This window comes from Novosphingobium sp. 63-713, assembly GCF_001898925.1.
In the GTDB taxonomy this organism is placed as follows: domain Bacteria; phylum Pseudomonadota; class Alphaproteobacteria; order Sphingomonadales; family Sphingomonadaceae; genus Novosphingobium.
The window spans coordinates 432,161-458,873 of record NZ_MKVS01000047.1 but is presented as its reverse complement, the minus strand read 5'-3'; the positions used below and the strand labels follow the sequence as shown (position 1 = coordinate 458,873).

The 26,713-nt window shown below is 62.2% G+C and carries 23 protein-coding genes; 14 read left to right on the top strand and 9 right to left on the bottom strand.

Annotated features, from left to right (window positions below; genetic code table 11):
* Positions 1–63 precede the first annotated feature (63 nt).
* On the bottom strand, positions 64–2,427 hold the full coding sequence (locus BGP00_RS20530) for a S8 family peptidase (protein WP_292688601.1): 2,364 nt from the start codon (positions 2,425–2,427) through the stop codon (positions 64–66).
* 183 nt (positions 2,428–2,610) lie between these two features.
* On the opposite strand from BGP00_RS20530, the gene dapD reads away from it, so the two are divergent.
* The 5 genes from dapD to BGP00_RS20505 all read left to right on the top strand — a co-directional run bounded on the left by dapD (position 2,611) and on the right by BGP00_RS20505 (position 6,766).
* A complete protein-coding gene (gene dapD / locus BGP00_RS20525; RefSeq protein WP_168605612.1) occupies positions 2,611–3,453 on the top strand; it encodes a 2,3,4,5-tetrahydropyridine-2,6-dicarboxylate N-succinyltransferase in 843 nt (280 codons plus the stop codon).
* Positions 3,454–3,472: 19 nt separating this feature from the next.
* The gene (locus BGP00_RS20520; protein WP_292688598.1) at positions 3,473–4,300 is read left to right on the top strand and encodes a glutaminyl-peptide cyclotransferase; all 828 of its coding nucleotides are present in this window, start codon (positions 3,473–3,475) and stop codon (positions 4,298–4,300) included.
* A 62-nt stretch (positions 4,301–4,362) separates the two neighbouring features.
* On the top strand, positions 4,363–4,800 hold the full coding sequence (locus BGP00_RS20515; RefSeq protein WP_168605610.1) for a potassium channel family protein: 438 nt from the start codon (positions 4,363–4,365) through the stop codon (positions 4,798–4,800).
* A gap of 81 nt (positions 4,801–4,881) precedes the next feature.
* Positions 4,882–6,204 carry a nucleoside transporter C-terminal domain-containing protein gene (locus BGP00_RS20510; protein ID WP_290007918.1) on the top strand — a complete coding sequence of 441 codons (1,323 nt, stop codon included), beginning with the start codon at positions 4,882–4,884 and terminating at the stop codon, positions 6,202–6,204.
* Positions 6,205–6,208: 4 nt separating this feature from the next.
* Positions 6,209–6,766, top strand: a complete 558-nt coding sequence (locus tag BGP00_RS20505) for a thermonuclease family protein (RefSeq protein ID WP_292688595.1) — start codon at positions 6,209–6,211, stop codon at positions 6,764–6,766.
* 267 nt (positions 6,767–7,033) lie between these two features.
* On the opposite strand, the gene BGP00_RS20500 is transcribed toward BGP00_RS20505, so the two are convergent.
* Entirely contained in the window at positions 7,034–8,362 is a 1,329-nt protein-coding gene (locus BGP00_RS20500; protein ID WP_292688593.1) for a nucleotide sugar dehydrogenase, read from the bottom strand.
* Between the two features lie 152 nt (positions 8,363–8,514).
* On the opposite strand from BGP00_RS20500, the gene wecB reads away from it, so the two are divergent.
* Both wecB and wecC read left to right on the top strand, forming a co-directional pair.
* A complete protein-coding gene (gene wecB / locus BGP00_RS20495; protein ID WP_292688591.1) occupies positions 8,515–9,654 on the top strand; it encodes a UDP-N-acetylglucosamine 2-epimerase (non-hydrolyzing) in 1,140 nt (379 codons plus the stop codon).
* Entirely contained in the window at positions 9,651–10,952 is a 1,302-nt protein-coding gene (wecC, locus tag BGP00_RS20490) for a UDP-N-acetyl-D-mannosamine dehydrogenase (RefSeq protein WP_292688589.1), read from the top strand. The genes wecB and wecC overlap by 4 nt, the downstream gene beginning before the upstream one ends.
* 289 nt (positions 10,953–11,241) lie before the next feature.
* On the opposite strand, the gene BGP00_RS20485 is transcribed toward wecC, so the two are convergent.
* Both BGP00_RS20485 and BGP00_RS20480 read right to left on the bottom strand, forming a co-directional pair.
* Positions 11,242–11,979, bottom strand: coding sequence for a molybdopterin-dependent oxidoreductase (locus BGP00_RS20485; RefSeq protein WP_292688587.1), 738 nt, complete (start codon positions 11,977–11,979; stop codon positions 11,242–11,244).
* Positions 11,976–12,839, bottom strand: coding sequence for a cytochrome b/b6 domain-containing protein (locus BGP00_RS20480; protein WP_292688585.1), 864 nt, complete (start codon positions 12,837–12,839; stop codon positions 11,976–11,978). The genes BGP00_RS20485 and BGP00_RS20480 overlap by 4 nt, the downstream gene beginning before the upstream one ends.
* 182 nt (positions 12,840–13,021) lie before the next feature.
* Here BGP00_RS20480 and BGP00_RS20475 point away from each other — a divergent pair, with 182 nt between their 5' ends.
* Positions 13,022–14,632 (top strand): secretin N-terminal domain-containing protein, encoded by a 1,611-nt coding sequence (locus tag BGP00_RS20475; RefSeq protein ID WP_168605603.1) that lies wholly within the window; start codon positions 13,022–13,024, stop codon positions 14,630–14,632.
* A 5-nt stretch (positions 14,633–14,637) separates the two neighbouring features.
* Here the strand turns inward: BGP00_RS20475 and BGP00_RS20470 are convergent, their stop codons facing one another.
* Positions 14,638–15,375 (bottom strand): hypothetical protein, encoded by a 738-nt coding sequence (locus BGP00_RS20470; RefSeq protein WP_292688583.1) that lies wholly within the window; start codon positions 15,373–15,375, stop codon positions 14,638–14,640.
* Positions 15,376–16,452: 1,077 nt separating this feature from the next.
* Between BGP00_RS20470 and BGP00_RS20465 the strand changes: the two genes are divergently transcribed.
* From BGP00_RS20465 to BGP00_RS20445, 5 genes are all read left to right on the top strand, one after another.
* Entirely contained in the window at positions 16,453–18,561 is a 2,109-nt protein-coding gene (locus BGP00_RS20465; protein ID WP_168605601.1) for a polysaccharide biosynthesis tyrosine autokinase, read from the top strand.
* A 79-nt stretch (positions 18,562–18,640) separates the two neighbouring features.
* Positions 18,641–19,897 (top strand): hypothetical protein, encoded by a 1,257-nt coding sequence (locus BGP00_RS20460; RefSeq protein ID WP_168605600.1) that lies wholly within the window; start codon positions 18,641–18,643, stop codon positions 19,895–19,897.
* A complete protein-coding gene (locus BGP00_RS20455) occupies positions 19,894–20,793 on the top strand; it encodes a glycosyltransferase (protein ID WP_292688580.1) in 900 nt (299 codons plus the stop codon). Before BGP00_RS20460 ends, BGP00_RS20455 begins: the two co-directional genes overlap by 4 nt.
* Positions 20,790–21,701, top strand: a complete 912-nt coding sequence (locus BGP00_RS20450) for a glycoside hydrolase family 16 protein (protein ID WP_292688578.1) — start codon at positions 20,790–20,792, stop codon at positions 21,699–21,701. Before BGP00_RS20455 ends, BGP00_RS20450 begins: the two co-directional genes overlap by 4 nt.
* A gap of 8 nt (positions 21,702–21,709) precedes the next feature.
* Positions 21,710–22,519, top strand: a complete 810-nt coding sequence (locus tag BGP00_RS20445; protein ID WP_168605597.1) for an aldo/keto reductase — start codon at positions 21,710–21,712, stop codon at positions 22,517–22,519.
* A gap of 44 nt (positions 22,520–22,563) precedes the next feature.
* On the opposite strand, the gene BGP00_RS20440 is transcribed toward BGP00_RS20445, so the two are convergent.
* Genes BGP00_RS20440 through BGP00_RS20430 form a run of 3 tightly spaced genes read right to left on the bottom strand, consistent with a single transcriptional unit; the run spans position 22,564 to position 24,912 of the window.
* Complete coding sequence (locus tag BGP00_RS20440; protein WP_290007897.1) at positions 22,564–23,352, bottom strand: hypothetical protein; 789 nt, start codon at positions 23,350–23,352, stop codon at positions 22,564–22,566.
* A 7-nt stretch (positions 23,353–23,359) separates the two neighbouring features.
* On the bottom strand, positions 23,360–24,031 hold the full coding sequence (locus BGP00_RS20435; protein WP_168605595.1) for an exosortase C-terminal domain/associated protein EpsI: 672 nt from the start codon (positions 24,029–24,031) through the stop codon (positions 23,360–23,362).
* Positions 24,028–24,912: an archaeosortase/exosortase family protein gene (locus BGP00_RS20430; RefSeq protein WP_292688575.1), complete on the bottom strand. Its 885-nt coding sequence runs from the start codon at positions 24,910–24,912 to the stop codon at positions 24,028–24,030. The genes BGP00_RS20435 and BGP00_RS20430 overlap by 4 nt, the downstream gene beginning before the upstream one ends.
* A 425-nt stretch (positions 24,913–25,337) precedes the next feature.
* On the opposite strand from BGP00_RS20430, the gene BGP00_RS20425 reads away from it, so the two are divergent.
* On the top strand, positions 25,338–25,838 hold the full coding sequence (locus BGP00_RS20425) for a PEP-CTERM sorting domain-containing protein (protein ID WP_168605593.1): 501 nt from the start codon (positions 25,338–25,340) through the stop codon (positions 25,836–25,838).
* 60 nt (positions 25,839–25,898) lie between these two features.
* On the opposite strand, the gene BGP00_RS20420 is transcribed toward BGP00_RS20425, so the two are convergent.
* The gene (locus BGP00_RS20420; protein ID WP_292925857.1) at positions 25,899–26,354 is read right to left on the bottom strand and encodes a retropepsin-like aspartic protease; all 456 of its coding nucleotides are present in this window, start codon (positions 26,352–26,354) and stop codon (positions 25,899–25,901) included.
* Between the last annotated feature and the right edge of the window lie 359 nt (positions 26,355–26,713).

Here is a 26,713-nt window from a genome sequence, read left to right as displayed (position 1 = left end):
CCATATCGGGATTGTTAAGGGCCCCCGCCCTTAACCCGCCGGAGGCACTTAAAACCCCAAACCCTAAAACCCCTTCTTCCACCCCAAACTCACCCCGCGATCATCGGGCAGCGCCGCATAATGCCCCGGATTCCCCCGCCAAAACAGGTTCAGCCCCGCCGAACCGCCTTTCACAGGAAACTGCCACGCCAGCTCGGCATCCACCTCGCGCCCGGTCGGGGCCAGTGAGAGCCGCCGCATCCCCCAGACCGCGCCCGTGTCATAGTCATAGGCGACGGGCAGGTGGAAATTCATGCCCCCACGCTCGACACGCAGGGGTTGCGAGAGGCGCAGCGCCAGCACATCGCCGAATTTGAAGAAATTGGCGATCGAGCCATCAACCACCCAGCCGTTGGACACCAGCCCTGATCCCGCGCCGATAAAGTCCGAGCCGCGTACCTGCGTAAAGCCCTGCCGCCAAGCCGCGCCGAAGTGGAAATCGGGATAGGGCCGCCAGCCAAGCGCCGCATCGACAAACACTGTATCCGCCCCATGCGCGCCCAGCGCCGGGTTGAACCGCGCGCCCAGAATGCCGCGCTGCTCGCTCATCCAGCTTGCGCCAAGGCTGGCCTCGACATCGCCCCGCCGCCGGTCGAGGGCCAAGCCGAAGCGCTGCACAAGGTCGCGGCTCTCATTCTGGCTCGAAGCACCGACCGCCTGCCATGGCGATCCGGTCCAGCCGTAGCCCTGCTGGCCCATCACGGTCAGGCCCCATTGGCCAAGGCCCCGCCTGATCGCCAGCGAGGTTTCTCCGCTGCGGAAAAAGCCGGTGTCCTCCAGCGGATTGCCCGCCACCATGAAGGCGGGCCGGTCCTGCCCCTGAAGCGAGGCCACGATCCCATCGGCCCCCTGCGCCATGGCAAAGCCCATGGAAAGGCCCGGCGCCACCCGCGCGATCACCCGCCCGGCCAGCACGCGGGCCGCCGCCGCATCCTCCTGGCTGAGCCGCAGCGCGCCCGACCAGGGCAGCGCCAGGTTGCGCCCGGTGGCGTCCACGCTGAAGGCCATCGCCACCGCACCATCGCCCAGCGAAAAACCGCGATTCTGGTTCACCAGCGCCGGGGCCAGTTTCGGGATCAGCGACGCGCCGCGCAGCCCATTGGCCAGATTGGCCCCAAACGCCCGCCCATAGGAATCCAGCACCACTGCGGCCACAGAGGCCCCCTGCGCCGCATCGCCCATCGCGGGCGATGTCACCGCGCTGGTGCCGCCCAGCGCCATTTGCGTCGCTGTGCCCGCAAGCGAGGTGGCCCCTTGCGCATTGAAGGCCGCCGCAATGTTCAGCCCGCCGCGCCCATAGACCGCATCCTGCCCGGTGGCGCCAAGGTTGGTGGCGGTGTTGAGCAGGATCGACACCGCCTGCGCGGCGGTCAGGTTGGGAAAGGCCTGCCGCAGGAGTGCGACCGCCCCCGCGATCTGGGGCGCGGAAAAACTCGTGCCGTTATAGACGGTCGTATAGGTCGTCCCGCCCGAGACTGTGGTCTTGATGACGCCATTTTCATACTGACAGCAGATCTGTTCACCCAGCGCCGCCAGATACCATGCCGCCTCGGTCCCGGCCCGGTTCGAAAAGCTGGAGATGACATTGGTCGATCCCACCGAGCCCGCGATGATGACATTGCCATTGCCCGCCGCGCGCACGCCCGAGGCGAAAGGATCGACCTGAGCCGAGGCGTCATTGCCCGCCGAAACCACCACCACCACGCCCGCACCGGCCGCCCCGGCGATGGCATTGGCGACATTGGCATTCGGCACCGATCCGCCCAGCGACAGATTGATGACCTTGGCCCCGGCGGCGATGGCGGCGGTGATGCCCTGCGCGATGGCGTTGTCGTTGAAACTGCAACCGGCGCTGCTGGCGCAACTGCCTGCGGTGTCGACGCGCATGGCCGCGATGGTGGCGTTAAAGGCCATGCCCATCACCCCCACCCCGTTGCGCGCGGCGGCGGCCACCTGCGCGACGATCGTGCCGTGGTCGCTGTCGGGATTGTTCAAACCCCGGCTGCCCGCCAGATCGGTCGAGGCCGAGGAAATGCGCCCGGCAAATTCGGGATTGGTGGTGTCCATCCCCGAATCGACGATGCCGATGGTCACGCCCTGCCCGCTGGCGCCCGCCGCCCATGCGGTGATCGCGCCATGCTGCGACGGGCCGGTCGAACGATTGTATTCGGCGGTCTGGAAACTGGCCGAAGGCGTGGGGGTGATGATCGCGCCGGGAGAGACGGTGGCCGTTGGCGTTGGCGTGGCCGTCGCGGTCGGCGTGGCGGTGGCGCTGCTTGTGCCGCTGGGCGTGGAATTGACCGATCCGCCGCCCGATCCCCCGCCGCAGGCCGCCAGCCCCGCCAGACCCGCGCCCACCACCGCCGTCAGCGGCAGGCGACGAACCATCGCCAAGGACCTGTACACCCCATCCCGATTCATAAACCCATCCCCCTGTGCCTCCTTCCTGCGCCCTTTCGGGTAAACACCGGGTAACGATCCCGCCTTCACACTTGTTCTATCGCGCGTCAGGCGATAGGCGCTGTGGTCAAACAGGCGTATGCCGTCCCCCTTCGCAAAGAGGCCAAGACCATGACCGACACTACCGTCCTTGCCGCCGCCATCGAGGCCGCCTGGGAAGCCCGTGACACCGTCACCCCCGCCAGCGCCGATGTACGCGCCCATGTAGAGGCGGCCTTTGGCCTGCTGGAATCGGGCGCGGCGCGCGTGGCCGAAAAGATCGACGGCGAATGGGTGGTCAATCAGTGGCTGAAGAAGGCCGTGCTGCTCTCGTTCCGCCTGAACGACAATGCCGTGGTGCCCGGCGGTTCGGCAGGTTCGCCCGCCTTTGATAAGGTGGCCAGCAAGTTTGACGGCTATGACGACGCCAAGTTCCGCGAAGGCGGCTTCCGCGTGGTGCCGGGCGCGGTGGCGCGTGCGGGCTCGTTCATCGGCAAGAATGTGGTGCTGATGCCTTCTTTCGTCAACATCGGCGCCTATGTGGGCGAAGGTTCGATGGTCGATACCTGGGCCACCGTCGGTTCGTGCGCACAGATCGGCAAGGGCGTCCACCTGTCGGGCGGCGTGGGCATCGGCGGCGTGCTGGAACCGCTTCAGGCCGGGCCGGTCATCATCGAGGACGGCGCCTTTATCGGTGCGCGTTCGGAAGTGGTTGAAGGCGTCATCATCGGCGAGGGCGCGGTGCTTTCCATGGGCGTGTTCATCGGCGCCAGCACCAAGATCATCGACCGCGCCACGGGCGAAGTCCATATCGGCCGCGTGCCGCCCTATGCGGTGGTCGTGCCCGGCTCGATGCCCGGCAAGCCGCTGCCCGACGGCACGCCGGGGCCGAGCCTCTATTGCGCCGTGATCGTCAAGACCGTCGACGCGCAGACCCGCGCCAAGACCGGCATCAACGATCTGCTGCGCGACTGATCCGGGACCGCAAAGCCTCATGAAAAAGCGCGCTTTCGCTCTGCTGCTCGCCCTGCTGATTCCTGCGGGGCTGGCCTCTCATGGGGCGGCAGAGGCGCAGGGCGAACGCGCGCCCAAGGTTGCTCCCAAAGTTCCCATGGCGGCGGCACAGGTCTTGCGCCGCCTGCCCCATGATCCCCATGCCTATACCGAAGGACTGTTCATCCATAATGGACAGCTTTTTGAAAGCACCGGCATGGAGGGACGCTCCAGCCTGCGCCGGGTCGATCTGAATTCGGGCCGGGTGCTGGAAAAGACCGACCTGCCGCGCCCCTTGTTTGGCGAAGGGATTGCGCCATGGCGCGATCAGATCCTGATGCTGACATGGCGCGACGGGCTGGGCTTTCGCTTTACCCGCGCCGGGTTCCGCCCGATTGGCCGCTTCACGTATCTGGGCGAAGGATGGGGCATGACGGCGCGGCCCGATGGGGCCGAGCTGATCATGTCGGATGGCAGCAACACGCTGCGCTTCATCGATCCGGCCACTTTCCGCACCCGCCGGATGCTGAGCGTCACCGCCGACGGGATCGGGGTGGACATGCTCAACGAGCTGGAATGGGTGAACGGCGAGATCCTCGCCAATGTCTGGATGACCAGCCGCATCGCCCGGATCGATCCCGCCACGGGGCGGGTCAAGGGCTGGATCGACCTTGCCGCTCTGGCGCGCGAGGCAGGCGCCACCGGCCCCGATCAGGTGGCCAACGGCATCGCCTGGGACGCGGTCGGCAAGCATCTTTACGTCACGGGCAAAGAATGGCCGGTGATGTTCGAAATCGCCCCTCCCGCCGCCGCGCCGCCCGCCCATTGATACGCGACATTTTGACCGGCCACATGGACAAAGCGGGCTGAAACCGCCATGTCTGGGGTCTGATGGGCAACAATCTGTTCCTGCAATTTGCGGTTTCCTCGGCCATGGTCGTGCTTTGCGTGATTGTGCATGGCTTTGGCCTGTTCGGCCTGACCCGCGCGCTGCGCAGCGAGGCCAATGTGGAACGATTGCGCCATATCCGCCCGCTTTCGCCGCGCGGGGCGATTTTCACGCTCTCGATCGTGGTGGCGATCATCGCGCTGCACGGGGTGGAAATCTGGGCCTTTGCGCTGGTCTATTTCTCGGTCGGCGCGGTGCATGGGCTCGAGCCTTCGCTCTATTTCTCGACCATCTCCTATTCGACCGTGGGATACAGCGACATTCACATCACCAGCCAATGGCGGCTGATCGGGGCGTTTGAAAGCATTCTGGGGATGCTGCTGCTGGGCTGGTCCACCTCGTTCTTTTTCCGGATGCTGGGGCGCATAGACGCGCATTAACGGCGCATTGATGGCGCTTGCCGCGCGGCGCGCGCTGCATTACCGGTGGGCGGTTGCGCCAAGACGGGATAGACCTCTTTCATGCCGATCATCCATAGCCTGCTGGGAATGCTGCTCATTCTGGGGATCGCCTTTGCGCTGTCCTCCAACCGGCGCGCGGTGCGGCCAAGGGTGGTGCTGGCCGCTTTCGGGCTTCAGGCGGGGCTGGCGGCGCTGGTGCTCTATGTGCCTGCGGGCAATGCGGCGCTTCAGGTCGTGGCGGGCGGGGTTTCCTCGCTGCTGGCCTATGCCCATTCGGGGGTGGATTTCCTGTTCGGCCCGCTGGCCAAGCCCGAGATCGGCGGGGCCAGTTTCGCCATTTCGGCGCTGCCGGTGATCATCTTCTTCGCCTCGCTGATTTCGATCCTCTATTACCTGCGCATCATGCCGCTGGTGATCCGCTGGATCGGCGGCGGCCTTGAAAAGCTGACGGGCATCAGCCGGATCGAATCGCTTTGCGCGGCCAGCAATATTTTCGTCGGCCAGTCCGAGGCGCCGCTGGTGATCCGGCCCTATCTGGCCGCGCTGTCGCCGGCGCAGTTGTTCTGTGTGATGACCGTGGGCATGGCGGGCGTGGCGGGCACGATTCTGGCCGCCTATGCCAGCATGGGCATCCGCATCGACTATCTGGTGGCGGCCGCCTTCATGTCGGCGCCGGGCGGGATCTGCATGGCCAAGATCATGATGCCCGATCCGCGCACGCCGCCGCCGGTCGATGGCGATCTGCCCGACAATATCGTGCCGCCCGCAGGACTTGCCGCCGCCGCGCTCAACCGCGCCGATGTGACGCATCAGCCCGGCGTGCATGTCGATGAGCCGGTTCCGCTGGCCCATGACGAGGAGCGCCCCGCCAATATCATCATGGCCGCCAGCGAAGGCGCGCAGACCGGCGTGAAGCTGGCCGTAGCAGTGGGCGCGATGGTGCTGGCCTTTGTGGCGCTGGTGGCGCTGGCCAATGGCATTGTGGGGGGCATCGGGCATTGGGTCGGCATTCCCGACCTCTCGTTCCAGAAACTGCTGGGCTATCTGTTTGCGCCGATCTTCAGCCTTCTGGGCGCGCCGACATGGGCCGAGGCGATGCGCGCGGGCGGGATGTTCGGCACCAAGATCGTGCTCAACGAATTCGTCTCCTTCATCGATCTGGGCCAGGCCAAGGAATTGTCGGCCAAGACCGTGGCCATCGTCACCTTTGCCCTGTGCGGCTTTGCCAATTTCTCGTCCATCGCGATCCAGATGGCCGTGACCGGCAGCCTTGCCCCCAACCAGCGGCCGCTGATCGCCAAGATGGGGCTGAAGGCTCTGGCCGCAGGCGCGCTGTCCAACCTGATGAGCGCGGCGCTGGCCGGGCTGTTCCTGTCGCTGTAACGCCATGAGCCAGCGCTGGGATGAAGAATGGGCCGCCGCCATGCCCAAGCGCGCGCGGCCAAAGCGCAAGGCAGGCATCGGCACGGTCTTCGCCGTCGTGCTGTTGCTGATGGCGATCAGCGTGGTCAGCACGCGGTGGCGGCAATGGAACGCGCCGCAGAACGTGGGCGTGACAGCATCGGACCTCAAACCCACTGCGCAGGACCGCGAATCGGCCCGCTTTGCCCTGTGCAAGGGCAAGGTGCGCGTCACCTGCGTCGTCGATGGCGACACGATCTGGTTCAAGGGCGAGAAAATCCGCATCGCCGACATCAACGCCCCCGAAATCAGCCACCCGCAATGTGATTACGAGGAGCAGTTGGGCGACAAGGCCCGCGATCGGTTGATGGGCCTGCTCAATGCGGGCGCGTTTTCGGTGGTGAGCGAGGGCAGCCGGGACGTGGACAAATATGGCCGCAAGCTGCGTGACATTACGCGGGGCGGAAAAAGCCTTGGCGCGGTATTGGTCAGCGAAGGGTTGGCCGAGCGGTGGACCGGGCATCGGCGGGATTGGTGTCATTGATTTTTGGGGGTTTAAGGTGCCTCCGGCGGGTTAAGGGCGGGGGCCCTTAACAATCCCGGTAATGGCTTTGTTGCGCCCTGCCCCGGCCAAGGCTGATGGGGGAAAGGTTAAAATGATAAAGCCTGCGGCGCTTGAAGGCAGAACCTCTCCGCGCCGCAGGCTTTCAAACCATCAGACAAACATAACTCTGCCATCCTCCCGCCACCCCAAAAATGGGATTGCAAAGGGACGAGTCCCTTTGCCCGCCGGAGGCATCAAACCGCTAAATCAAAGCGTCCAATCCGCCGCATCCCCCAGCTCACCCTTAAGATCAGCCAGCGTACCGCCCGCGTTCAAAAGCCCGCGCAGAGCCTCCCCGCCCAGCTCGTAATATTCGCGATGGGGCACGGCGAGGACGACCATGTCGTAGGTCCGCTCCAGCGCATCGTGGACCAGCGGGATACCATATTCATGCATCGCCTCATCGGCATCGGCATGGGGATCGTGGACCGCCACGCCGTGGCCAAAGCGACCCAGCGCCGAGACCAGATCCGCCACTTTGGAATTGCGCAGGTCGGGGATATTTTCCTTGAAGGTCAGGCCCAGCATGAGGACGCTGCCGGTCTTGTTCCCACGCGCCTTGTGCAGTTCCTTGGCCACCCATCCGGCCATGCCGTCATTGATCCCGCGCCCGGCCAGGATCACGCGCGGGTCGAGACCAAGCTGTTCGGCCCGGTGCGACAGGTAATAGGGATCAACCCCGATGCAGTGCCCGCCGACAAGGCCGGGCGCGAAAGGCAGGAAGTTCCACTTGGTCCGCGCCGCCGCCAGCACATCCCAGATCGAGATATCGAGCCGGTTAAAGATCTGGGCGATCTCGTTCATGAAGGCGATGTTGATGTCGCGCTGGGCGTTTTCGATCACCTTGGCGGCTTCGGCGGCCTTGATGCTGGCCGCGCGGAACGTGCCGCCGCTGGTCACGCTGCCGTAGAGATGGGCCACGCGGTCGAGGATTTCGGGGGTCTGGCCCGAGACGACCTTGGTGATCTTGTCGATCGTGTGTTCGCGGTCGCCCGGATTGATGCGTTCGGGGCTGTATCCGAGGAAGAAGTCCTTGCCGCACAAAAGGCCCGAATGCGCCTCAAGGATAGGGGCGCAAATGTCCTCGGTCACGCCGGGATAGACGGTGCTTTCATAGACCACCACCGGCACGCGCCCTTCGGCAATCGCGGCGGGCAGCATGGCGCCCACGGTCCGGCTTGCCGCCTCGACCATGCGCAGATCGGGGCGATTGGCGCCATCGATGGGCGTGGGCACGGTGACGATGTAATAGTCGGCCGGAGGGCAGACCTGCGGATCGGCGGCCAGCGCCAGCGTGCTGGCGGCCAGCCGGTCGCGGTCGATTTCGCCGGTGCGGTCATGGCCTGTGTTCAATTCGTCGATGCGGCGCTGGTCGATATCCAGCCCGACCGTCTCGAACTTGCCCGCCAGCGCCACGGCCAGCGGCAGCCCGACATAGCCAAGCCCGACCACCACCACGCGGGTCACGCGCTGCTGCGCATCAAGCGAACCAAGCGATACAGGCGCGGCGCTGTCCACCGCCACCTTGGAATACATATACGTCAAAGCGAACCCCCTCTGGCGGCTCGGCATGGAATTTGCCGCCCGGAGGCTTAGGCCCAAGGCTCTTATATTACGGTTAACACCTGCAAAGCTAAAGCATCACCGGCAAACGGCCCATGTAGGCAACCATAAGGCAGAGTATTCGCATGACCGATCAACCGGCCAAGATTCTCGTTATTTTCGGCACCCGCCCCGAAGCGATCAAATTGTTCACGGTGGTGGAGGCGTTGAAGCAGGATCCGCGATTCGAGCCTGTCGTCTGTGTTTCGGCCCAGCATCGCGCGATGCTGGATCAGGTGCTGGAGATTGCAGGCATCACGCCCGACCACGACCTTGACCTGATGCGCCCGAATCAGACGCTTGATGGCCTGACCGCCGCGCTTTTGACCGAACTGGGCGAGGTGATGGACAAGGTGAAGCCCGACCGCGTGATCGTTCAGGGCGATACGGCAACGGCCATGGCGGGGGCCTTGGCGGCCTATTACCGCAAATTGCCGGTCGATCATGTCGAGGCCGGTTTGCGGTCAGGCAATATCTATCACCCATGGCCCGAAGAGGTGAACCGCAAGATCATCGGGGGCATCGCTTCTTTGCATTTTGCACCGACCACCACCAGCGAGGCGGCGCTGCTGCGCGAGAACGTTAGCGCGGATCGGGTCCACGTTACGGGCAACACCGTGATCGACGCGCTGCATTGGGTGCTGGCGCGAATCGAGGCGCAGCCTTCGCTGGCCGCCGGGCTGGATGACTTGGCCGAGCGATTCAAGGGCAAGCGGATCATCGGCGTGACCAGCCACCGCCGCGAGAATTTTGGGCATGGCATGGAAAACATCGCCAGCGCCATCCGCCAGATCGCCGAACGCCCCGATACGGCGATCATCTTCCCGGTGCATCTCAATCCCAATGTGCGCGCGGTGATGAATGAGCGGCTGGTCGGGCTTGATAATGTCGCGCTGATCGAGCCGCTCGATTATCCGCATTTCGCGCGTTTGCTGTCCATGGCCGAAATCATGCTGACCGATTCGGGCGGAGTGCAGGAAGAAGCGCCGGCGCTTGGCAAACCTGTTCTGGTCATGCGCGAGACGACCGAGCGGCCCGAGGGCGTTGTTGCGGGAACGGCGCGGCTGGTGGGCACCGATTCTTCGCGTATTGTTTCCGAAATCTTCAGCCTTCTTGACGATAAAGCCGCCTACGAAGCCATGGCGCGCGCCCATAACCCGTTCGGGGATGGGCAGTCCTCGCGCCGCATCGTGGACGCGCTGGCGCAGGAGGTATGGGGCGCATGAAATCGGACAAGAAGCCTGACGTTTGTGTGGTGGGGCTGGGGTATATCGGCCTGCCCACGGCCGCTATTGTCGCCCGTTCGGGCTGCCGCGTGCGCGGCATCGACGTCAGCCAGAAGGTGGTGGACACGATCAATCGCGGCGAAATCCATATTGAAGAAGTCGATCTGGACGGGCTCGTCCATGCCGTGGTCGGGCGCGGGCTGCTGACCGCCTCGCTGGAGGTGGCGCCTGCCGATGTGTTTGTCATTGCCGTGCCCACGCCCTTTGGCCCCGATCATGAGCCGGATGTATCCTATGTGCTGACCGCCGCGCGTTCCATCGCGCCGGTGCTCAAGCATGGCGATGTGGTGATCCTCGAATCGACTTCGCCCGTGGGCACGACCGAGCAGATCCGCGATCTGTTTGCCGAGATGCGCCCGGACCTCAAGATCCCCGGCCTGACCCGCGACACGCCCGATGTGTCGATCGCCTATTGCCCGGAACGCGTGCTGCCCGGCCGCATCCTGCATGAACTGACCGAGAATGACCGCTCGATCGGCGGCATCACGCCACGCTGCGCGCGCAAGGCGGTGGGCTTCTACAAGATCTTCGTGCGCGGCCAGTGCATCGCCACGGATGCGCGCAGCGCGGAAATGACCAAGCTGGTCGAAAACGCCTATCGCGACGTGAACATCGCCTTTGCCAACGAACTCTCCATCGTCGCCGACCGCATGGGTCTGGACGTGTGGGAAGTCATCAAGCTGGCCAATCGCCATCCGCGCGTGAACATCCTGTCGCCCGGCCCCGGCGTAGGCGGCCATTGCATCGCGGTCGATCCGTGGTTCATTGTGTCGAGCGCGCCGGCGGAAACGCCGCTGATCCGCACGGCGCGGGGCGTGAACGATGGCAAGATCCACCACGTCATCGCCAAGGCGGACGAACTGATTGCCGCCCACCCGAATGCCCGCGTCGCGGCGCTGGGGCTGGCGTTCAAGGCGAACATCGACGATTTCCGCGAGAGCCCGGCGCGCCTTGTCGCCGCCACCCTCGCACGCAAATATCGCGAGCGGATGAGCATCGTCGAACCCTATGCCACCGTCCTGCCCCGCGAGTTCGAAGGCACCGGTGCGACCCAGATCGACCTCGACGAAGCGCTGGAGGAATGCGACATCCTTTTGGTCCTCGTCGATCACGACGCCTTCCGCCAGGTGCCTCTGGCCGAGCGCGCGGGCAAGATCGTCTATGACACGCGCGGGATCTGGCCGGATCAGCCCAAGGGTGGAGCTGAGGTCAGCGAAGGATTGCGGTTGGTGGGATGAAGATGCCTCCGGCGGGTTAAGGGACTCGTCCCTTAACAATCCCATTAATGGGGTGGCGTGTGGTCGGCAGACTGGCGCGCGACTTATGATTTGAAAGCCTGCGGCGCGGAGAGGGCATACCTTCAAGCGCCGCAGGCTTTATTCATTCGGAGATCGCACATAATCGCCCTCCAAACACAACACCGACAATATCGGGATTGTTAAGGGCGAGTCTTTGTCGGTCGCATTTCTCAAGAGAAATGCTCCGGGCCCTTAACCCGCCGGAGGCATCAAACCCGAGCCAAAGAACTCAAATCCCCCCATACCACTGATACCCGGCCACATCCTCCCAATACCCCCCCTTGCCGCCATAGAGGCCCGCGAGCGTATCGCGCACTTCCACCCGCATCACATACTTGGCCTGCTTGTATCCCAACTGCCGTTCCACACGCAGGCGGACCGGCGCGCCATGCTCCAGCGGCAATTCGCGCCCGTTCATCGCCCAGGCCAGGATCGTTTGCGGGTGGAAGGCGTCCACCAGATCGATGCTTTCGTAATAGGGGGCCTCGTCGGTCTTGTCGGCGCAGTGGAACACCACGAACTGTGCGGTCGGCATCAGCCCCGCCATGGCCAGCACCTGCCCCAGTTGCGGGCCTTGCCACTGGCCGATGGCGGACCATCCCTCGACACAATCGTGGCGGGTGATCTGGCGGCGCTGAGTCATGGCTTTGAGCGCGGTGAGCGGCAGGTCGAGCGGGCGTTTGACCAACCCATCGACGCGCAGCGACCAGCGCGCAAAGCCCTCCGCCGCATGGGCCGCCCATGCCGCATCGCCCTCGGTATTGCCGTTGGAGCGGAAGGTGGGCGACATATCGGCTTCGCGGAATTCGCGCGCCAGCGCATCGCGGCCCAGCAGCAGCCTTTGCGCGGGCTGGTGCAGCCCCGCCGCACCCTCGACCCAGCCCGCCACCGTGGGCTGACGCACGATCCGGTCGCAACCCGAAAGCAGCAGGCCCCCGCCCGCGATCAGGCCCCGTCTGGAAATCATGGCCTGCCTCCCTCGCGCCGCCATCCCGTGATCATACCGCGCAATTGGTTAATCGGCCCGGACGCCAGCACCATCGCCAGATGCACCACCACGAACAGCACGATCCCGCAAAGCCCCAGAAAATGCAGCGAACGCGCCGATTGCCGCCCGCCCAGAACATCAAGCAACCATGGCGCCGCCGCATCCATCCCCGGCGATAGCGCCAGCCCGGACGCGATCATCAGCGGCAACAGGCCGAACAGCACCCCGGCATAGGCCAGCTTCTGCAGCACGCCATAGGCGCCATCATGAAAGCGAAAGCGCAGATGGTCGACCACATCGCGCGCAATCGAACGCGGCGACCACTCGGCCCGCGTGATATGCAGATCGCGCCGGATATGCCCGTTGACCAGCGACCATAGCAGATAGGCCGCCAGCCCCACCGCCAGCCCCCATGCAAAAGCCAGATGCCAGCTTCGCGCCAGCGCCAGATCATAGGTCGAGGGCAAGGTCATCCAGCCCGGAAAGGCCAGCGCCAGTTCGGCCCCATCGGCCCCGCGCGACAGGCCGAAGACGCCCGTCGTCTCCATCGTATGGCCCAGCAGCGTGATGCCTCCGTGATTGGCCCCGGCATTATCGGTCCACGCGCCGAATTCCAGCCATGCCGGATCATCATTGGCGCCATAGGCCCCCCAATAGAGTCGCGGATGGGCATTGAAGATCATCAGCCCGCTCATCGCCATGACCAGGATGACCAGCGCATTGACCCAATGCCAGAGGCGCGTCGAAAAGCGATGGCGCCGCACCAAAGGCCGCGCAACACCGCTGCCCTCGCGCAGGACACGGCCCCTGAATAGGGTGAAATCCTTATCCTCGTCCATGATGCAAATCTAGGCCGACAATGCCGCAAGAGCAAGCAGCACCAAGGGTTTGGCAGGCAGAAGTCCCGCCGGTGATCTTACCACTAAGCTACTCCACTTTCTGGGAAAGTCCCAAATTGTCCCGCGATACGAAATTAAGCATTCCACGCGAAAATAGGGGCCTTCCATAAGGATTTGGGACTATGAGATTCTTCTCGGCAGCCGCGTTGCTCAAGAGCGGAGCTGTTTTTTTTGTGTCGCTTTGCATCGCCTCGCCGGCATGGGCTCAAGCGCCTTCTCCCTCTGCGCTGGTTGATATTCAGGTTGTCGCCCAATCAACGAACCAGACCCGCCTGCGCCTGACCTTTACCCCGCAGGCGAACAGCTTTGGTTCGATTGGCACCTCTGTGACCCAGCCCGCGATCGGCTTTGCGCTGACCTCACGCGGGAACAGCGCCGCATCGCCGCGCCAGTTGAACGGCTTTCTGCGCCAGATAAGCTTTGAGCAGCTCGACACCGTTTTGGTGATGCGCTTTCTCACCACCGGCCCTTCGCAGATGATCACCAGCGCGGTGGATGCAACGCATGTGGATGTGACGCTGTCCGACGGCGTGGAAAAGGCCGTGCGCAAGGCCGTTGCCGACAATCTGCCGCCCCCGCCGCCTCCGCCGCCCGCCAGCCCGGTGCCCCCCGCCGATCAGGGCTATGAACTGGTCATGCTGCGCTATGCCGATGTCAGCGAAGTGGTGGGTCTTTTGACCGAAGGGCTGACGGTCAAGTCGAACGTCTCATTTACGCCAAAGTCGCCCGGATTCGGATCCACCAACAATTCAAACAACAGCTATGTGATCCAGCAGGCCCAGAACACCGAGAACAATGATCAGCCGCTGGGCCAGTCGGTTGACGGCTCGATTGCCGTGGACCGCCGCTTGAACGCGGTCTGGCTGAAAGGAAGCCCGGAGAAAATCGCCCGGATGAAGGCCCAGATCGCGCTGATCGACGTGCCGGTGGACAGTGTCATCCTCGAAACGCAGCTGGTCGAATTGACCGACAGCGGCGCCCGCTCGATCGGCATCAATTTCAGCAATGCCAGCGGCCAGATCGGCGTGGCCACCTTTCAAAGCGGGGCCAGCATTCCGCTGGGCTATACGCCCAATGGCGGAGGCCACGTTTCGCATGACGGCGGCACATTGATGGGCGGGCATCTGTCCAGCGTGGCCCTGCAGGCAGCCATTTATGCCCAGGTTGCCAAAGGCGAGGGACGCATCGTGTCGCGCCCCCGGATTTCGGCGCTTTCCGGCTCCACCGCCCGGATCATCACCGGCGATGCCTTGCCCATCCTGACGGCTATCACGCTTTCGGGCGTCAACGGCGTCTCGCAGCAGGTGCAATATGTGAATGTGGGCGTGACCCTTCAGATCGCGCCGCGCGTCACGCCCGATGGATTCGTCAGCAGCAACGTCTTCTGCGTGGTTTCAAGCGTTTCGGGCTATTCGCAGGGCTATCCCACGATCAGCCAGCGCGAGGCCCAGACCACGGCCATTGTGCGTGATGGGGACACTTTCGTCATCGGCGGATTGACTCAGGAGAGCAGCATCAAGTCCCGCTCGCGCGTGCCTCTGCTCGGAGATCTGCCGGTGGTCGGCACCGCCTTTCGCTATGAGCAGGCGAGCAAGGCCAAGACCGATCTGTTCATTGTGGTCACGCCTCATGTGGTGCGCACCGGCTTGTTGAAAGCCCCGCCGCAGCCAGAGCGCGAAATGGAGGCCCCCCCTGCGGATCAAAGCCGCGTCCCGCCCCCACCCGGCTTGTAAGGTGCTCAGTTCATGCTGAATTGGCGATCATGCCTTGTTTGGCGATAGAGCATGACCCATTGCCCCGCCGCGAAGAGCAGGAACAGCAGCGCCGCGAAAAAGCGAAAGGTCGCGTGGCGCCAGTATTGGGCATACAATTCCTCGGGATTGGTGAAGAGAACCCAATATTTGCCTTTGGCCAGAGTGCCTTGCTCACGCAGGCTGTATTCGGCCGAAACGGGCAGGATGTCGGCCACCAGCAGACCCGTCAACCCCATGGAATTCACCGTTGCGGGATCGAAGGTCAGGCCGTCGTCGGGCAATTGCACCACCAGCCAGGCCGCCCCGGCCTGCTGGGCGCTCTGGACGGGCAGAAAGCGCGTGGGCGGTGCGAAATCCAGCCCCGCGCCTTTGTAACGCAGGACGGCCCCCAAGGGACGGGCGCCAAGCACCTTAACGAATCCCTCTTTCGGATCAGCCGGACGTGAAAGATCCATGTCGACCGCGGGCCCTTTGGCAGACGGCAGATTGCGGGCCTGAAGCAGGACGATGGCCCCCGCCACCGTGCACAGGATGCCCAGCGCCAGCAGGACATAGATCCGCGCCGTAGCCCCACGGCCAACGTCTTGGCCCAAATCATCCAAAGCCGCCCCCTCCGGGGCCGGCAGGAGTTTCTGCACAAGCGGCTGCAGGACCAGCAAGGCGAGGAACAGCAAAAGCGCCATCAGCGGCACCTGCGAATCTATCCCGATATTCTGCGCCATACGAAGAATATGCGGAAGATTGAACTCAGCCAACGCCAGCAAGGCCAATACAGCTGCAATCAGCCCCCAATAAATTATATGTCTTGATGTCGTCGTCATAGCACATCTCAATGCCTGTTGAGAAAACCGAAAGATTGCGGACAATCCGGCGAGGAACGATCCTCGACCTTGCTTCCACTTAGAAGCCCTTAATCAGATGTCAGATAGCCGACGGGGCCGAACATGCCCTTGTGGAATCGAGCTTTTGTTACTGCACAAAGTAAACTTCATTCTCGATTTACAAAAGGAGATTAAGGGTGGATTCGGTTCAAACATGTATTTTGGCCTGTGCCCCCCTCAAAGACATTCCAGAATCCAAGTCGCGTCCGCGTTTGAAATGGGCATTCTGCGGTACCCTTTGGCCATGAAGCCTGGAAAGGCGAGCAGAGGGATCTTCTTCGGGAGCGGATCGGAAAGCGACGGGCCGCATGAGCAATCCGGCCGATACCCCCTCCAAAAACGCGATTCCGTGGTGCAACGCAGAATCGCCCCGATGGTTCCTGCTGCCTTGCGCCAGCCCTCCCAGAGATCGGGCATGGAAAGGCGGGGCAAACCTCCATATTGAATGGAAATAGCGCAAGGCAACGCTCGGCTTCTGCTGCAACGCGATCCGGTGATCAACGAGGATAAATAGCAGATCTTGTCCGTTATGGCCCCATTGCACCGGCCCAGCCTGACCGAGCATCAAGTCGATCAAACACATAGCAGGCATCGGCGAACGCCGGTCGGCGGCCCCGGAAAACACTGACAAATTTATGCACTTCGTCCGCACGTCGCGGAAACAACAGCGCGGAACGCCAGTATATAAGTTTTTATATATAAGATTTTATATCCATAATGGATTAAATAACGCCATCCTCCCCACACATCACCACACACATTAAAACATTTTGGAAATGTAGTTCGGTAATGGCGACATCTTATAGGCCAGTTTCGAAAGAGGATATTGCCTTCGCATCTGCGACAAGGTTAGGTATTGCACTTATGGATGGATGTTCGCGATCTTTTGGATCCCGGCACATTATTGAGGTGTAATAAATGGCTTCGATGGGCGGAATTCGCGACGAAGAGCGGTTGGACCTGGCGGCGGTCACGTCTCGTTATCGGCGACACGTGGGGCCGATTCTGGCCTGCACCGCCGTGGGGGCTATCCTGTTTGGCGGGCTGACCTATTTCCTGCCAAACCGATACACCGCCGTGACCGAAATGACCTATGCGCCGCAGGTGCCGCCCGATGTTTCGCAGAACAGTTCGGCGGTTCCAGCGCCTTTGAGCGACCAACAGCGCGATTCGCGGATCGACGCCGCGGTCCAAGGCATTCAATCCCTGCCCGTAGCGGTGCGTGTTGTCACAGCCCTCAAGCTGGAGCGGGACCCGCAACTGGCGGACAAGGCCAAGAAATATCTGACCGGCGGGAATGTGCGCGAAGCGGTTGCCGCAGCCCTGCTCGACAGTCTGAAGGTCAAGCGGGTCAGCGAAACCCCGCTGATCGACATCAGCTTTACCCATGCCGACCCGCTGCAGGCCGCCAAGATCAGCGATGCCTTTGGCAAAGCCTATGAGGATCAACAGAGCGCGGACAACACAGCGCTCTCGCAAAGCAGTTCGAACCGGATGGACGCATCGATGGTCCAGATGGCCCAGCAGGCGCGCGATGCCGATGCCGCCGTGGCACGGTTCAAGCTGGAGCACAGGGTCGAATTCGACCCGAAATCGCCCGCCATTGGTCAGGACATCGCCATGTTGGCCAGTTCGCTGGGCATGGCGCAGGCCCAATTGGGCGAAGCGCGCGCGCGCGCCAGCTTTGTGCGTCAGGGCGGCATGAATGACCAGTTCGCCACAAATTCACCCCTGACGCCGCTGCGCGATCAACAGGCGCAGGTTTCGCGCAATCTGGCCTCGCTGCAATCACGCTACGGCTCGATGCACCCCAAGGTGATCGAGGCACAAAAAGAACTCGACAGCATCAACAATCAGGTCCGGTCGGAAACCGTGCGCCAATCCGATCAGGCCTATGCGTCGGTCCGTTTTGAAGAGCAGAAGGTCAAGGCCCTGTCCTCCGCGCTGGCCGAAGCGCGCAATCGACAGATCAACCAGATCGCCGCCGCAACCCAGTTGGAAGGGCTTCAGCGCCAGGCCGAAACCGCCAACACATTGTATAACAACATGTTGAGCAACAGCACGCAGGAAGTGGCCAAGCGCGCCGTTCTGCCGCCCGACACCACGATCACGATGCGTGCGTCGCCGCCCATGCGGCCCAGCTTTCCGATCCTGCCACTCAATATCGCGATTGGCCTGATTCTGGGCTTTGCGGCGGGGATCGGCATTGCCTTCTTCCGCGAACGCTGGTCCATCGGTATCGACAACAATGGCGATATCGAGCGCCTGTTGGGCAAAACCTATCTGAATTCGCTGCCGACGCTGACCAGTGCGATCGACCGTCCGACCACCAAGGATCCGGTCGAAGCGCTCACGGCGCATCCGCTTTCGCTCTATGCCGAAGCCTATCGCAGCCTTGCCACCAACCTGCGGATGAGCGACCAGAATGTGAAGGTCATTGCCGTGACCTCGGCGCTGCCGAAGGAGGGCAAGACCACGACCGCAATCAATATGGCGCGGACGCAAGCCATGGCGGGCGAGCGTGTGCTGCTGATGGATTGCGACCTTCGTCGGCGCAGCGTGACCACCCTTTTGGCTCCCGATGCCAAGATCGGCCTGAATCAGGTGATCAATGGCACCGCAGCGCTTGAAGAGGCCATTTCCGTCGATTCGACCGGGCTGCACCTGCTGCAGCTGGCGCCGCAATCCCATATCGGGCCCCAGCCATTCGGCACACCGGCCTTTGATGAGTTGATGGGGAAGCTGCGGGAGGAATATGATCTGATCGTCATCGATACGGCGCCCGTTCTGGCGGTGGTCGATGTTCGCCTCCTGCTGCCGCATATCGACGCGCTGGGCCTGTTGACCCGCTGGCGCCAGACCCCTGTGCGGGCGACGCGTGCGGCCATCCATCAACTGGAAACGGTTGGCGGCCGCGTGGATGGCATTGCCCTCTCCTTGGTGGACGCCAATGCGCAGGCGCATGTCGGCTATGGCGATGCGTCGCAATATTACACGGAAATGAAGGAGTATTACGCAACTGCGTAAATTTACTTCAAACCATGATGATACTGGAGGTCAAAGCGCCATGCTTTCCCGATTACAGCGCTTATCGCATTCGGAAAACATGGCGCGGATCTTCTCTCTGATTGACCAAGGCGCCCAAGGCGTCGCCAATATCATTGCCACGGCCGCCTTGGGCCGGATGCTGCCCAATGAACAGTTCGGGGCCATAGGTCTTGCAATCGGGATCTATTATTTCGTCGCCGGGTTTCATCGCTCGGCGGTGGTGCTGCCCTATATCACCGAGCATGTGCCCCAACTCAGCACCATGGCCGCACGCCAATATCACTCCGATTGGTGGTGGTTTAATGTGATGGTGGCCTTGGGCCTGGCCGCGGGTTTGGCCGGGATTGCGGGGGTGCTGCGGCTGCTGGCCCCTTTGCATCCGCAAATGGCCTTGGGTATCGAGCCTCTTATGCTGGGCGCCATAATTACGCCGCCGCTGCTGTTTGCAGAGCATGTCCGTCGCTGGCTTTACAAGATCGGGAAGGCCAATGCGGCCGCCTTTGTGGCTCTGCTCTATGCCCTGTCTCTGGTAGCCCTGGCGATCATCCTGCCCCATTTTCACCCCAGCGCCTTCACCGGCGCGCTGGTGTGGCTGGCGGCGGGCATGTCCGCCACGCTGGCCGCGCTGATCGGGCTGCGGCCGAGGGGCTTTTCCATCGCGCGCAGCCTTGATTGTTTCCATCGGCACCGGCGTTTCGCCGTCTGGCTTTCGCTGACAATCATTCCCTATGTCTTTTATTCCAGCGCAACGGTGGTGATTCTGATCGGCTTGTTGGACGGAGCCTTGGCCGCCGCCGTTTTCACCGCCGCCCGCACGCTGACAAATCCAGCAGTCAGCATCGTTTCGGCGATTGATTCGATTGACAAGCCCCGCGCGGCTCATGCGCTGGCCACGCAGGGAATGGCCGGTCTTCGCCATTCAGTCCAAAAGACGCGCCTGCTGCTGATCGTGGTGACGGGGGGGTATCTCGCCCTTGTGGCTCTGGGCGCCCAACCCTTGCTGGATCTGGCGTTTCACCACCGTTATTCGGGCATCACCCACGAGGTGCGGCTGCTCGCTCTGGCCACGTTCCTGTTCTGCCTCAACCAGCCTTCGGAAACCATGCTGATTGTCCTGCGGGCCAGCGCAACCATGTTTGCCACGCGCACCGCAACGGCCATCGTCACCATCATCCTGCTGGTCGCGGGCAGCGGTCATGGGGTGATCGGCATGGCGGTGGGCATCGCCGTGGCGCAGGCGGCCAACCTCCTTTTCCTGTTTGGCGCGGCCCATTGGGCCGAACAAAGGCAATCCACCCCCATGGTATCGGCATGACCCAGGCACCACGCTTTTCCATCGTCATCCTGACCTATGCGCGCGATGCGGTGCTGGCTGAAGTGCTGGGCCGGTTGCGGCCATTCGTTGCCCATCGTGAGGATACCGAAGTCATTCTGGTGGACAACAACCCGCCAGATCAGGACCGTGCAGCCCTGCTGGCGCCTTTCCCCTCGGCGCGCCTGATTCAGGAGCCGCATAACCGGGGAGTCGTGGCCCGCAATGATGGCTTTTCGGCCGCAAGAGGAGACATCATCATTCTGCTGGATGATGATGTGTTTGTTGAAACAGAGGATTTTCTTGATCGCTTCGCCGCCTTGTTCGATGCCGATGCACGATTGGGCGCGGTCACGATCCGCAAGCATGTTCGGGGTGAGACGCGCCGCCGGGTCGATCTGATCCCGCATACGAACAAGGCCGTGGACCTGACGCGGCCTTTTGACACCTTCCGCTTTGTCGGGGGCTGTGTCGGCTTTCGCGCGGCCACGCTCAAGCAGGTTGGGGGCTTCCTTCCGGACTTTTTTTATGGGCTGGAGGAGATCGAGCTGTCCTATCGCATCGTCGATGCCGGGTGGAAGATCATCTACTCACCCGACATCTCGGCCGAAGAATTGGAACATCCGGCGGGCCGAAAGCCAAAAAGAGTAGTTCAGACTGATCGCCTCGCTAATAAATATATTATAAGCTACCTGAGGATCCCTTTTCCTTGGGTCGTGATCAATTATATTCTCTTCACGCCTTACCTCCTTTTCTTTGCCCGAGGCGACGTCAGCGTCATCGGGGCAATACAGCAGTTCCGAAACTGGCTGGCTCGCAAGGATCGGCCAAAGCGCAAGCCGTTTTCTCGCGAAACAGCCAATTATATCCGCGCATGTGGGGGAGCAGTGTGGCGATGAAAAGAAATTGGCAGCAACCGCTGGTCCGCGGCGCTCTCATCCTTACGGCAGCCGCTTTCCTTGGCGGATGCCAGGATCTTTATGCGCGGATGGTGGGCGACAAACAGTTGAACCGTTCCGGACTGGTCCAAACCTTCCATGAGGATTTTTCCGCCCCTCCTTCCTTCTGGGATGCTGTGAAAAACCCCGATGGGCGCTGGAAAACCAATTTCTATTTCGGAATACAGGATGTTTCCGATCCGCGAGGCTGGGAATCACGCACCCTGCAGCCCAACGGAGAGCAGGAATATTATGGCGAACCCAAAGGCGTCGCCAACCCGTTTGAATGGAGCAAGGGCACGCTGACCATTGTGGCCCGGCCCAGCCCGGTGGTCGATGATCCCCACACCAATCACCTGCCCTATCTTTCCGGGCTGATCACCACGGAAAAGTCCTTCAACCAGCGCTATGGCCTGTTTGAGGCAAGGCTTGCCCTGCCCATGAGCCATGCCGTCTGGCCCGCATTCTGGCTTTTGCCACAGCCGCGTATGGTAAAAGGATGGGCCCAGGCCGTTGGCCAGCAGGAGATCGACATTTTTGAATCGATCGGCGAACCGGACAAACTCTACTTTACGCATTTTTCCGATGATGGCGGGCGCAAGATCGCCGATGATGTGGGCCGCGAATATTATACCAACGCCGATCTGACCCAATTCCATACCTACAGCGTGCTTGTCTCGCCCGCCACAATCACCTGGTATTTCGATGATCGACAGGTCCGGCAGCGCCCGAACCACGATTTCCACATGCCCGCCTATATGCTGCTCAACCTTGCGGTGGGGGGCAAATGGCCCGGCTACGTCAACGCCACCACCCAATTTCCCGCCAAGATGCGGATCGCCTGGGTTCGCGCCTACAAGCTGAAATGAGACCTATCGTGATTGATGAACCAAAACTCTCACCTCTCGGCCTTGGCGCCGGCCGCATTGGATCTTTCAACAATCCCCAGCCGCTGAGCGAAAGCATCAGACTGCTGCGCGCGGCGCTCGATATGGGCGTCACCACGCTGGATACATCGAACATCTATGGTCAGGGAGACAGCGAAAAAGCCATCGGCGCGGTGTTGGCCGGGGCCGGGCGCGACAGGGCCTTTGTCATCACCAAGGGTGGCCGTGTTTTTTCCCCCAAGGCGCGGGCGCTGTCATGGCTGAAGCCGGTGGTGCGTCCCCTGCTGGCGATGCGGTCCAAGGGCACCTCTGTCACCGCAAAGCGCGGCGAAGTGCTGGGTTTCGACTGGTCTCCCCAAGCCCTGGTCAAAAGCCTCGACGGATCGCTGCGGCGTTTGCGCACCGATCGCGTGGATGGGTTCATCCTGCACAGCCCGCCGGCCAGCGTGGCCGCCGATCCGGCTGTGGGCGAGGCGCTGTCCTCCATGAAAAAGGCCGGAAAGGCACGCCATGTGGGCTTTTCTTGCGATGATGCCGAAGCATTGGTCGCGGCGCTGGCCGTCCCGGAAACCACCATGCTGGAATTGCCGGTGGATCTGATGCCTGTGCTGCGCCAACATGCCGGAGATGTGCAGGCCCGCGGAATTATCGTGATCGCCCGCGAAGTGATCCGTATGCGCCCCGATCTCCCCCCGGTTCAGGCGGTACGGACCTGCATCGACGATCCCCTTGTCGCATCGGCCCTGATCGGAACAACCAAGATTGCCCACCTTGCCGAGATCGCCAAGGCGCTGCACTGATCCCTATGGCATGAGGAGCGCGGCCATTCCCATCGCCATGCTCCTCATTTCTGGGGCGCCCATTCAATCCGGGCCCCGGCGCGCAGCGCCATGCGGTGCCGCGCCAAGGCATCCATCTGCTGTTTCTGGTGCAGATTGGCCTTGAGCAGGGCCAAGGCACTCTCCCGGTCAAGGGGGGCAGGCTGGACCGCGGAAAGCATGACAACCTGTCGGACATTGCCAAGGGTGGAAAGCTTTAGCTTGCCTGCCTGCAGTTTGGTGACCAGATCGGCCTGTTCCGGCGTCAGGCTGGCGCTGTCCCACACTTCCACGCGGCGGGCGGCCAATATGTTGCGCTGGGCCAGCAGGGCCGACAAACCGGCCGCGTCGCGAACATGCGTTACCAGATCCACAATCGGATCGGGCGCAGAGAACTTCACGGTCTCGATCACATAAAAGCAATGTTTCGCCCCATATTCGGGATGGGCGGCCAGCCATGCCTCCACCTGTGAATCGCCGGCCAGACGGGTGCGGGCGGCGATGATATCGCTGGTGCTCTGGGCCAGCAGGACCTCATGCCAGCGGCGCTCCAGACGAACAAAAGTCACACCCCGCTCGGCGCCGCGCGCGCGGGCGTCCTGGGCAAACAGCTTGCGGTCAATCAAGTCCTGAAGGACGCGGGGGCGGGCGCCCGCGCGTTGGTCGGGCGGCAAGAGCGCCAGTTCAAGATCGACATCATCGCGCGAAATCGGCTCACCATTGACCAAAGCGAGCGTCTGCCCGCCCAATTGCGCCTTTTGGCAACCGCCGCAGGCCAGCAAAGCCAGTCCCAGCATCCAGCCGATTTTTCGCATGGACCGTTTACCCCATCACCAGCAGCGAACGTCCGGCCGGCCCTGCCGCGCCCACCAGTTCTGTGGTGAATTGCATCAATTGTGTCAAAGCCATATCGGGATCGGCGCCCACCACGGAAAAGCGGGCCAACATGCCATCGGGAATGGTACCTTCCAGAGCCCCCTGCATGATCAGCCATTGCGCGCGCGATGCGGAAGTGGCGAATTCCGCCCCGATACGAATCCAATAGAGGATCTGTTCGATCCGCCCTTCGCATTCAGCCGTGAGGAAGCGGGCAGCCACGCGGCGCTCCAGATCAAGCATCACCTCGCGCATGGCCGTGATCCGGTAACCGGCCGCAGGATAGCAGACTTCGGGTTGATGTACCCGCAGGCTGCCGCTTTGCCGTTGCGTGACGGCCACCACCATGAGCACATCATGCGCCCCCGGCCGACGATAGACGCGGGCCAGTTGCGCATCATAAGGCGAACCTTCACGCTCATCGCTGGAGGGCAGGACCATTTCCGCCTCTTCGGTCGATCCCGTCCAGCCCGCGAATCGATTCGGCGCCAATTGGGCCAGAGGTTTTTGCGTCCATAGCGGACGCGCCGCCACCGGCTGTCGCCAGAAACCCATGCCGGCCCCGACAGTCAGCAATCCCCCCATCAACATATGCCGCCGGTTGATCGCGCTGCTCATCGCCGCCCCCTCATCAACGGGTAGATGGCCGTGTCGAGAGCAAACAGAACCCCGACCGCGAACGCGAAAACACTCATTCCGACAAGGGGATGCAAGGGGCCGGACACCGGCGCATCGCCAAACCAGTGGGTCACACCGATCATAATCATGATGCGCGCCAGATTGGCCAGAATCGCCACCGGCGCCAGCATGATGCACAAGAGCATGGCATACAGCGGCTCGCTGCCCCGGCGCAGATAGACATAGAACAGGCTGATCCCGGCGATCCCCATCAGGGAATTGACCCCGGAACAGGCATTGGCGACCTGCAGTTGATAGCCATCCACCTGAATGATCGCGCCCGTGGCCCCGACACGAAGCCCCGCCGTCTGCGCGATGAGCGTGGCGATCTGCGGCAGCCAAAGCTTGAGCCCCCTTGCCACAGCATCCACCACGCCGCTGGCGGGCGTGCCCAGAAAAAGGGAAAGCGAAGCAGGAAACCAGAAATGGCGCAACGTCGCAAAACCCAGTTCGAGCCAGCCCACCAAGAGCACGATGGCCAAGGTGGCCAACAATTGCCACAAGGGGTTTTGGCAAATCCAGGCCAATACATAAGCGGGCAGGAGAAGCGCAAAAAGCCCGATGCCCGGCCAGAGCGGCTGGGCGCGCGCCAGCCTGAAATGGTCCCGCTCGCGCCAGAGAAGATAGCCGATGGCTATGGCCACAAGGAGGAATTGCCCCCCGCCGTCGGGTGCAAGGTCCGCTTTCCACAAGGCTCGCAGGGTGGGCGCAACAAGCACCGCCAAACCGCCCAGCAGGCAGATCAGCCCCCCATGCGCGCGGATGATTTGGAACAGATTTCGCGCTTTCCTGTCGGGCGCAAGGGCTGGGGTGGCGGTCAAGGCGCGTCCTTCATGTCGGGAAGGCGGCCCCAGACCGGTGCCGTCCATATGTGTGTCCAATCGATCCGCCCGCCGTTGGCCGCAAGCGCCCGTTCCGGTCATCATCAAGCCGCGCCGCCCAATGGGGACGGCGACACCGCCATGGACGACCGAGCCGGAAGAAAGCGCCAACAATGCGATTTCCGTAAAATTGCTCTCGGTAGTTTCACACCCTCCTGATCTGGTCAAGAATTGCCCTGTCCATCAGCCTGTATGAAAAGGTCCGAATTCGATCATGTACCGCCCTCTGTTACAATTACCCCCCTTGCTGACCTACAACACGCAATATATTAATAAAGAAGAATTTTATTTAATCCATGAATCGTGAGGAGGCATTCACGATGTCTATTGCCGCATCCCTTATTCAACAGATCGCGCAAAGGCGCATGGACTTGATCCTCTCGGCGGTGCTGGTCTTTGGCGGCGCCGGTCTTGGCGACAAAACGAGCTGGATCCCGCCGGAACAGGAAGAAACGCCGAGCGCCCTGCTGGCGCAGCCTAAGGACGCAGCCGCCCCGGCCGAAGTGGTCATGCCGCAACTGGCCTATTTGCCCACCGGGCAGCGCGCGGGCGGCAGCGTGGGATCCTTCCCGCTCACCAATCTGGTCTTTCCGCAGACCCCGCAGGGAATAGGCGCCAGGGGCGGGCAATCCGGCGCGATCGGCAACAGCCCGGTCCATTTCGATGTGCCGCGCGGCCAGGGCATCTCTTTCGGCAGCGGCGCAGCGGCTCCCAGCGGCGGCTTTGGGGCCCCTGTACAGACCACACAATCTGCGCCTGCGGTTCCCGAGCCTTCGACATGGGCGTTGATCGGGATTGGCATCGTGATGGCGGCGGTCATGGCCTTGCGCGACCGCAAGGCGCGGAGCCTGTCCGCCCAAGCCTGACACCGGCGCCGCCACATGCGGCGCCCTTTCCGGTTTATGCAGAATCCGCCGCAGCGCGCCTTAGCGGATTTCCAGATGATCGCCCTTGATCGTGACGGATTGCATCCGCGAAAGGACATCCCCGCCGATCAGGGAAACCTGACTGCCCGGCACAATCGCCACGGGAACTCCGTTCAGGGAAAGCCCGGCAACATCCAGACGATCCACGCGGCCTTTGTACATGGGCGCCGTGCCATCGGCGGTGACGATAGTGGTTGAGGCAAGTGGCGTCGCCACATGCGCGGCGGCGGCATCGGCCTTGCTGAGCACCATCATGCTGGCGCCCGTATCCACCACGAAGCGAACAGGCGTGCCGTTAACCGAGGCGCTGATATAAAACAGCCCATCCCGATCCCGACTCGCGCGCAATCCTAGGCCATTCGAATTTTTCGCGCTCGGCTGCTCCCCCATTTCGGCGTGGATAGCTGCAGATTGGGTCCAGGCGGAGTTGTTGGCTGCTTCATCGCGGATCGACATACCCAAAATGCCACCAATCGCGATGATTGCGGTGGTGCCGATAGCCCAAAGGGGAAGCGAGGATACTGTGTTCTGCATCCCGCTATTGGTACAAACAGCACCTTTAACACCTCACCCCGGAATATAGTTAATAATATCGTTTGATATTTGCAAATCATTAGATATTTATATGAAGTTTTACCTATGATTTCTCAGACTCCAATCGAAATTCCGCAACAATATCCAGAAAATCGAAACGAATACGTTCTTGTCGGAAAAGTCAAAGCACAAGGGAAACATTACGCAAGGGCCGCCCGTGATCCCCCAATATGGAACCATCTGGATTTGATCCAGATACGGGGCCCGCTTAAATTGCAAAA

Bases quoted from the DNA above. Each gene is read 5' to 3' on its own strand.
- BGP00_RS20530 (WP_292688601.1), bottom strand. From the start codon at position 2,427: ATGGTTCGTCGCCTGCCGCTGACGGCGGTGGTGGGCGCGGGTCTGGCG.
- dapD (WP_168605612.1), top strand. From the start codon at position 2,611: ATGACCGACACTACCGTCCTTGCCGCCGCCATCGAGGCCGCCTGGGAA.
- BGP00_RS20520 (WP_292688598.1), top strand. From the start codon at position 3,473: ATGAAAAAGCGCGCTTTCGCTCTGCTGCTCGCCCTGCTGATTCCTGCG.
- BGP00_RS20515 (WP_168605610.1), top strand. From the start codon at position 4,363: ATGGGCAACAATCTGTTCCTGCAATTTGCGGTTTCCTCGGCCATGGTC.
- BGP00_RS20510 (WP_290007918.1), top strand. From the start codon at position 4,882: ATGCCGATCATCCATAGCCTGCTGGGAATGCTGCTCATTCTGGGGATC.
- BGP00_RS20505 (WP_292688595.1), top strand. From the start codon at position 6,209: ATGAGCCAGCGCTGGGATGAAGAATGGGCCGCCGCCATGCCCAAGCGC.
- BGP00_RS20500 (WP_292688593.1), bottom strand. From the start codon at position 8,362: ATGTATTCCAAGGTGGCGGTGGACAGCGCCGCGCCTGTATCGCTTGGT.
- wecB (WP_292688591.1), top strand. From the start codon at position 8,515: ATGACCGATCAACCGGCCAAGATTCTCGTTATTTTCGGCACCCGCCCC.
- wecC (WP_292688589.1), top strand. From the start codon at position 9,651: ATGAAATCGGACAAGAAGCCTGACGTTTGTGTGGTGGGGCTGGGGTAT.
- BGP00_RS20485 (WP_292688587.1), bottom strand. From the start codon at position 11,979: ATGATTTCCAGACGGGGCCTGATCGCGGGCGGGGGCCTGCTGCTTTCG.
- BGP00_RS20480 (WP_292688585.1), bottom strand. From the start codon at position 12,839: ATGGACGAGGATAAGGATTTCACCCTATTCAGGGGCCGTGTCCTGCGC.
- BGP00_RS20475 (WP_168605603.1), top strand. From the start codon at position 13,022: ATGAGATTCTTCTCGGCAGCCGCGTTGCTCAAGAGCGGAGCTGTTTTT.
- BGP00_RS20470 (WP_292688583.1), bottom strand. From the start codon at position 15,375: ATGGCGCAGAATATCGGGATAGATTCGCAGGTGCCGCTGATGGCGCTT.
- BGP00_RS20465 (WP_168605601.1), top strand. From the start codon at position 16,453: ATGGCTTCGATGGGCGGAATTCGCGACGAAGAGCGGTTGGACCTGGCG.
- BGP00_RS20460 (WP_168605600.1), top strand. From the start codon at position 18,641: ATGGCGCGGATCTTCTCTCTGATTGACCAAGGCGCCCAAGGCGTCGCC.
- BGP00_RS20455 (WP_292688580.1), top strand. From the start codon at position 19,894: ATGACCCAGGCACCACGCTTTTCCATCGTCATCCTGACCTATGCGCGC.
- BGP00_RS20450 (WP_292688578.1), top strand. From the start codon at position 20,790: ATGAAAAGAAATTGGCAGCAACCGCTGGTCCGCGGCGCTCTCATCCTT.
- BGP00_RS20440 (WP_290007897.1), bottom strand. From the start codon at position 23,352: ATGCGAAAAATCGGCTGGATGCTGGGACTGGCTTTGCTGGCCTGCGGC.
- BGP00_RS20435 (WP_168605595.1), bottom strand. From the start codon at position 24,031: ATGAGCAGCGCGATCAACCGGCGGCATATGTTGATGGGGGGATTGCTG.
- BGP00_RS20425 (WP_168605593.1), top strand. From the start codon at position 25,338: ATGGACTTGATCCTCTCGGCGGTGCTGGTCTTTGGCGGCGCCGGTCTT.
- BGP00_RS20420 (WP_292925857.1), bottom strand. From the start codon at position 26,354: ATGTCGATCCGCGATGAAGCAGCCAACAACTCCGCCTGGACCCAATCT.